The organism is Pseudocitrobacter sp. 2023LY-00077 (assembly GCF_055796175.1).
Window position 1 is genome coordinate 5,482 of record NZ_JBSPEI010000036.1, and the last position, 6,763, is coordinate 12,244.

5 protein-coding genes and 1 pseudogene are annotated in these 6,763 nt (G+C 49.5%); 5 read left to right on the forward strand and 1 reads right to left on the reverse strand.

Features of this window, described 5'->3' with window-relative positions; genetic code table 11:
* Nucleotides 1-77: 77 nt before the first annotated feature.
* Complete coding sequence (locus ACWWFX_RS24605; RefSeq protein WP_045357639.1) at nt 78-662, forward strand: tail assembly protein; 585 nt, start codon at nt 78-80, stop codon at nt 660-662.
* A 46-nt stretch (nt 663-708) separates the two neighbouring features.
* Here the strand turns inward: ACWWFX_RS24605 and ACWWFX_RS24610 are convergent, their stop codons facing one another.
* On the reverse strand, nt 709-1,341 hold the full coding sequence (locus ACWWFX_RS24610) for a hypothetical protein (RefSeq protein WP_473225017.1): 633 nt from the start codon (nt 1,339-1,341) through the stop codon (nt 709-711).
* Between the two features lie 144 nt (nt 1,342-1,485).
* On the opposite strand from ACWWFX_RS24610, the gene ACWWFX_RS24615 reads away from it, so the two are divergent.
* The 4 genes and pseudogenes from ACWWFX_RS24615 to ACWWFX_RS24630 form a co-directional block, all read left to right on the forward strand.
* Complete coding sequence (locus ACWWFX_RS24615) at nt 1,486-4,935, forward strand: TipJ family phage tail tip protein (RefSeq protein ID WP_473225018.1); 3,450 nt, start codon at nt 1,486-1,488, stop codon at nt 4,933-4,935.
* A 230-nt stretch (nt 4,936-5,165) separates the two neighbouring features.
* Nucleotides 5,166-5,435: a hypothetical protein gene (locus ACWWFX_RS24620; protein WP_473225019.1), complete on the forward strand. Its 270-nt coding sequence runs from the start codon at nt 5,166-5,168 to the stop codon at nt 5,433-5,435.
* A gap of 8 nt (nt 5,436-5,443) precedes the next feature.
* Nucleotides 5,444-6,073 carry a hypothetical protein gene (locus ACWWFX_RS24625; protein WP_473225020.1) on the forward strand — a complete coding sequence of 210 codons (630 nt, stop codon included), beginning with the start codon at nt 5,444-5,446 and terminating at the stop codon, nt 6,071-6,073.
* A 59-nt stretch (nt 6,074-6,132) separates the two neighbouring features.
* Nucleotides 6,133-6,763 (forward strand): annotated as a pseudogene (locus ACWWFX_RS24630) (phage tail fiber protein); the annotation flags it as partial.

Consider the following 6,763-nt stretch of genomic DNA (forward strand, 5'->3'; position numbering starts at 1 on the left):
CTAAGCCAGCGTATTCCCTACGGTGGCTATTACCGTGACCGTACCATCAAAATTCTGCGTTATAAGGATTTGATGTAATGGAAAGAAAAACCGTTATCAAACTCAGCGGCTCAATGGCTCAGCGATTTGGCAGGACACATCGCCGTGCACTAACGTCCGCCAGCGAAGTTTTCAGGGCGCTTTCTAACACCATTGACGGCTTTGATGCTTATCTGCGTGAAGCTCGGGCAAAGGGACTGGATTTTGTTATTTTCCGGGATCGTCGCAATATCGGGCACGAAGAGTTTGAACTCCTGGGGCCGGGTGATGAGTTAAGAATAATCCCTGTGATAAGGGGTAGTAAAAGAGCTGGCGTTTTCCAGGCGTTGCTCGGAACGGCTCTGGTCGCTGCTGCCATATGGATGCCGGGAGTTAGTATCGCAGCAAGTAACCTCATGTTTTCCGTTGGTGCCGCAATGGCCGTTGGCGGTGTAGTGCAAATGCTCTCCCCTCAGGTATCAGGTCTGCGAATGCGGCAGGATCCTGATAACAAACCCTCTTATGCGTTTGGTGGGCCCGTTAACACAACAGCATCTGGCAATCCCGTCCCCCTGCTTTATGGGCAACGGGAAATTGGCGGCGCGATTATCTCCGCCGGGATTTATGCAGAAGATCAGCAATAAGCCTCATCCCTGAGGCCGGAGAGATGTTATGGATAAACAGCTATTTTTACAGCGGTACAGCCTGGCCACTGATGATTTCAGAGTTCAGCCGTTTTGTGGTTTTCACGAGACTATCAAACATTGTTTCAAGCGAGAGCCAGGCATCTTGGATGCCATTCCCGTAAGCCTGGAAATAGATACAGAATCTGTGCCCGGTCAACTTGTTCCCGTCGGGGGTGATGTAGTCCGTTATGAGGGGGCTGATGCGGAAGGAGCCTTTTCTAAAATCGGACCTTTCTATCTGAAGGTATATCGATAATTTATCGTAAACCCATATGATTGCTTCTTTGTTTGCATTCATTTCTATCTGTCGAAGGAAAAATTCGAAGCGGCCTGTTATTCCATGTGTACACCTGAATAAGGCTGCTGATGGATCATCCTTAGGTTCTCCAGAGAGCATACAGTCAGTGCTTTCCAGGGCACTTCCTGGACCGTTTATCCATCTAATAAAATCGTAAAAATTTTGTACCGATATTTGGTCTGCGTGCTCTACAAAGTCTTCTAAATGTGTAGTGATGAGTTCGGGGCGCTCTCTAAAATTATAGTATTTCCCCGCTTTATACTGATGTCCTTCGGTTGCACCCCATGGTTGGGAACGTCTTCCGGATTCCGTTATTTCAAAGGATGACACGACAATCATTTCACTTTCCTTAACCTATTTGATCCAGACGAAAGTTTTATTTAGTAACTACAGCAAAGTATCAACATACCCAGGGCTGTAAGTAATCAACATCCTGATATTCAAACAGTAGCCACCTTAAGGTGGCTTTTTTATGGGCGAAATATGACAACGACGATCATCAAAGGCCGCGGTAAAGGTGGCAGCAATCAGACCCGAACGCCCGTGGAAGCACCGGACAGCATTCAGTCCATTGCAAGGGCAAAGGTGTTGATTGCGCTTGGAGAGGGTGAGTTCGCTGGCGGGCTTGATGGTAAAAACATTTTTCTTGGTGACTCATCTTCGTACACGCCTCTTCAGAACGCCGACGGGAGTTATAACTTCAATAATGTGAAATATGAGTTCCGTTCCGGTACTCAGGACCAGGACTACATTCAGGGCTTCCCCGGCATTGAAAACGAACTTCAGGTTTCATATGAGCTGAAACAGGCTGTGCCGTACGTGCGCGCGGTATCCAACACGCAGCTCTCTGCGCTGCGAATTCGCCTAGGGTGGCCAACTCTTTTACTCCAGAAAAACAACGGTGATAAAGTCGGCACCCGCGTTGAGTATGCTATCGATCTGTCGGTCGATGGTGGGCCGTATGAAACGGTGGTTAACGGTGCGGTCGATGACAAAACTACGTCGCTTTATGAGCGCAGTCACCGCGTTAACCTTCCAAAAGCCTCGACTGGATGGCAGTTACGGGTTCGCAGAATCACGCCGGATTCCACGAGCGTGAATATCGTGGACACCATGCGCGTTGTAGCTGTAACTGAAATTATTGACGCCAAACTTCGCTACGTTAACACAGCGCTGCTGTATGTAGAGTTTGACGCAAAGCAGTTCCCTAATGGCATTCCTCAGGTTGTGTGCAATCCCAAAGGGCGAATCATCCGTGTACCTGATACTTATGATCCCGAAACCCGCACTTACTCTGGTACATGGGAGGGCGTATTTAAATGGGCATGGACGGATAACCCTGCCTGGATTTATTACGACATCATTCTGAACGAGCGCTTCGGGCTGGGGCAAAGAATCGATGCGACTCAGATAGACAAATGGGAGCTTTATCGTATCGCCCAGTATTGCGATCAGCAGGTACCGGATGGCAAGGGCGGAAGTGGGACGGAGCCTCGTTTTCGTTGCAACGTTTATATCCAGGACCGTAATGACGCCTGGACTGTACTTCGTGATCTGGCGGGTATATTTCGCGGCATGACGTACTGGGGCGACAATAAGATGTATGTCCTGGCTGATATGCCACGGGATGTGTGGCACATCTATAACCACGCCAGCGTTGTTGAAGGAAAATTTACCTTTGCGGATCCGAGTGAAACCACCCGAAACACTGCCGCGCTGGTGAACTGGTCAGACCCAGCCAACCACTATAAAGACACGCCTGAGCCTGTTTACGATAACGATCTGGCCATGCGCTTCGATTATCGTCAGCTCGAAATGACTGCGATCGGCTGCACCAGGCAGTCAGAGGCAAACCGGCGGGGGCGCTGGGCGCTGCTTACTAACGGTATCGGCGAGGTAGTGACCTTCAGTACTGGTATGGATGCTCCTCCTGTCGGGGAGGTAATTGGCGTGGCTGCTAACGAGCTGGCCGGAAGAACTATCGGCGGCAGGGTGAGTGCGGTTAACGGCCGCAACATAACACTCGATCGCGCTAGTGATGTGAAAGCCGGTAACAGGCTGTTTTTGAATCTTCCGTCAGGCACAGCTCAGGCCAGAACCGTCCAGGCCGTTAACGGAAACACAGTCACTGTCACCACACCCTACAGCGAAACGCCGGAGGCTGAATGTAACTGGGGTGTGGACTCTGACGATCTGTTTATAGCGCTTTTCCGTGTTACGGGAACGCGGGACAACAACGACGGTACTTTCGAGGTCACCGGGACGACTTACAACCCTGATATCTATTCCGCTGTTGATACCGGCGCAAGACTGGACGAGCGGCCAGTCAGTGTCATTCCATCGGGGGTTCAGGCTCCCCCAGGAAATATTGTCGTAGACAGTTACTCTACGGTTAACCAGAACATTGCGATTACCACTATGCGCGTTGCCTGGGATTCTGTTCAGGGTGCAGTTGCTTACGAGGCGGAATGGCGGCGTGACAGCGGCAACTGGATTAGTGTGCCCCGAACGTCTTCTCTCGGCTTTGAAGTGCAGGGTATCTACTCGGGTCGCTATCTGGTCCGTGTCAGGGCGGTGAACGCCAGCGACGTTTCATCAGTATGGGCGACATCATCAGAAGTAAATCTTACGGGTAAAGTGGGCAATCCGCCGAAACCGGTCGGCTTCACCGCTTCTGAAAACGTGGTATTCGGTATTGAGCTGAACTGGGGATTCCCGGAGAACACCGACGACACGCTGAAGACGGAAATCCAGTACAGCCTGACCGGAACAGAAGACGATGCGATGCTTCTGGCCGACGTACCTTACCCGCAGCGCAAGTATCAGCAGATGGGCCTGAAGGCGGGGCAAATATTCTGGTACCGCGCGCAGCTGATAGACAGAACAGGCAATGAGTCTGGCTTTACGGATTTTGTCCGCGGGCAGGCGAGCGTCGATGTTTCCGATATCACGGATTCAATCCTGGAGGATATGAAAGACTCCGAGGTGTTTAAGGACCTGATTGAGAATGCCGTCGACACCAGTGAGAAAGTCGCTGGCATGGCTAATGATATTAAACAGGCTGTCGATGACCTTGAGCAACAGGCCAAAGATATTCAGGAGAACGCTGACGGGCTGGCGCAGGCTGAAGTAAAAATCGATGAAATCGCGCTAAGTATGGACGGCGTGACCGGGCAGATGAAGAACTCCGCCATCGCGATTATCCAGAACGGGCTGGCGCAGGTCGCCACGCGGAAAACGCTCTCAGCCACGGTTGCCGGAAACAGCGCGCAACTGGACCGCATCGATCAGGTTATTGTCGATGAGAAGGAGGCCACTGCTCAATCTCTGTTAAGTCTGCAAACAGACGTAGCCGGTAATAAATCTTCGATTAACAGTCTGAGCCAGACGGTTTCGAATTATCAGCAGGCGGCGGCGACACAAATCAACGCCATCACCGCAACGGTGGAAGGGCATACGTCCTCCATTACAACAAACGCTAATGCGATTGCTGACGTGAACGGCAAAATGTCTGCGATGTATTCGATTAAAGTTGGTCTGGCCAGCAACGGGCAATACTACGCGGCGGGCATGGGGATCGGCGTTGAGAACACGCCCAGCGGCATGCAGTCGCAGGTGGTATTCCTGGTGGACCGCTTGGCAGTGGCCACCGCTGTCGGCGGCGTGACGACGTTACCGTTTGTTATTCAGAACGGGCAGACGTTTATCAGTCAGGCTTTAATTGGCAAAGGCTGGATAACGAATGCCATGATAGGTGATTACATTGAGTCTGATAACTATGTTGCTAATTCTGTTGGCTGGAGGCTCAATAAATCCGGAACTTTAGAAATTAATGGCTCCGTATCAGGACAGGGGCGTAGTGTTATCAACAATACAGGACACAGAGTTTATGATTCGAATGGCACTTTGCGCGTTGTTGTCGGTCAGTATTAATGGATGTGCGTCATTCAATAGCAATATTTACCAGGTTGACTGTGGTGGTTATTATTCAGCTTCAATAGGTCTGCACAAACGTTCAGAGTTTGTAAGGGTAAGTTTTGTACGCATCGATAAGAACAATACTTTGTGGATAAAACCCCGTGATACGTTAAATGTCCATTTTTCTGGTGGGCAGTGGCAGTCCCCAAAAATACTACATGATTATACCTGTAGCGGAGAAGATTATGGCTTACGGGGTAAAGCTTTATAATGCTGGTGGAGTTGAGTTGGTAGGGAGATTTGTACCATCTTTTATCGTTGATTATATTTCCTCAGGTAGTGGAAGTAAGTCTTATGCAGGAGTTACAGGTAAGACTCTTAAAGCATTTCCATTGAATTATATTGTCAATATCGAAGGTGTTGGCACAACTCCAGCAACAGTATCAATAAGCGGCAACACCTTAACGTATTCAAACGCATCTGCAGAATGCCCCATACTGGTGGTCTATCAATAGGGAGGGTTATGGCTTTTGGATTACAGATTTTTCGTGACGATGGTTCATTATGGATAAGCCCAGATGTAACACCGTTGAACTACGTGGGAAAAATTGCTTTCAATGGAACAGGCGTTATCACAACTTCTATACCGTCAGGTAAAAATCTGATTGTATTTGTTAGAAATAACGCGGCATCTTCTGCGACACGAATGACCACAAGTAAATCTGGTTCTGTCTGGACAATAAACATAACAAACACCAATTCAACAGGGACACTTTATTTATTTTCGAATATGGTGACAAGCACGACAGGATACGGTGTTGCAGTTTACAATGCCTCTAAGGAAATGGTCTGGAATACTGACATGCTACCTTTGCAGGTCTTCACGGTTAATAATCCTTATGGTGTCTCCCAAACTGGCAATTATTCTATAGAAACAGGTACTCAACTGGCCGTGGCTCCGGGGGTTTGTTCTACGTATATTGCTATGCTTGACCCCGGTACAAATACATATCTTTGGGGAAACATCAACGTTGGTGCATATGGTTCGACAATCTATGGCGTCAGAACAACTGGGGTTCAGGTAAACGGGCAAAGGCAGGTCTGGAAGTATAAAGAAAACTTTCTGTGCATTGATATATCTAAATATCCATAGACATCAACATCAACATTAACTTACCCGCTTCGGCGGGTTTTTTTATGCCTGGAGAAAATATGATTTATAACACCGGAACCATCAGCATCAACGGGAATACCGCAACCGGCACCGGGACGAACTGGACAGCAGCGGCGAGCCAGATTCGCGTGAGCCAGACCATTATTGTACTTTCTAACCCGGTTCAGATGTTCCAGATTACCGCTATCAACAGTGGCACATCGTTAACCGTTACCCCGGCTGCTTCACCGGCACTGAGCGGACAGAAGTACGGCATCCTCGTTACCGACAGCCTCTCAGTTGATGGCCTGGCGCAGAGTATGTCGCAGCTCATCAATGAGTACGACGAGAATATCGGAGCATGGGAGACGTTCGCCAGCACCTCAGCGAACCAGACCATCACAGTAACGATTAATGGGACCAGTGTAACCATTCCGGCCATTGGTGGTCTCGCCCGGAAAGGGGCAAACAGCGATATCACAGAGCTGAAAGGGCTAAGTACAGCATTGAGTATTGCGCAGGGTGGGACCGGCGCAAAGACAGCCGCAGACGCTCGCACAAACCTCGGTTTAGGAAGTAGTGCTACGAGAGATGCTGGAACAGATAGTGGCAATGTGATGCCGGTTGGCGCCTTTGGAGTAGGCACTCCGGCAATCAGCATGACGGATGCGCAGTTTTTATCATTAACAG

What these genes read in the sequence shown, in the direction of transcription:
- ACWWFX_RS24615 (WP_473225018.1), top strand. Translation starts at nt 1,486, where the DNA reads ATGACAACGACGATCATCAAAGGCCGCGGTAAAGGTGGCAGCAATCAG.
- ACWWFX_RS24625 (WP_473225020.1), top strand. Translation starts at nt 5,444, where the DNA reads ATGGCTTTTGGATTACAGATTTTTCGTGACGATGGTTCATTATGGATA.
- ACWWFX_RS24620 (WP_473225019.1), top strand. Translation starts at nt 5,166, where the DNA reads ATGGCTTACGGGGTAAAGCTTTATAATGCTGGTGGAGTTGAGTTGGTA.
- ACWWFX_RS24610 (WP_473225017.1), bottom strand. Translation starts at nt 1,341, where the DNA reads ATGATTGTCGTGTCATCCTTTGAAATAACGGAATCCGGAAGACGTTCC.
- ACWWFX_RS24605 (WP_045357639.1), top strand. Translation starts at nt 78, where the DNA reads ATGGAAAGAAAAACCGTTATCAAACTCAGCGGCTCAATGGCTCAGCGA.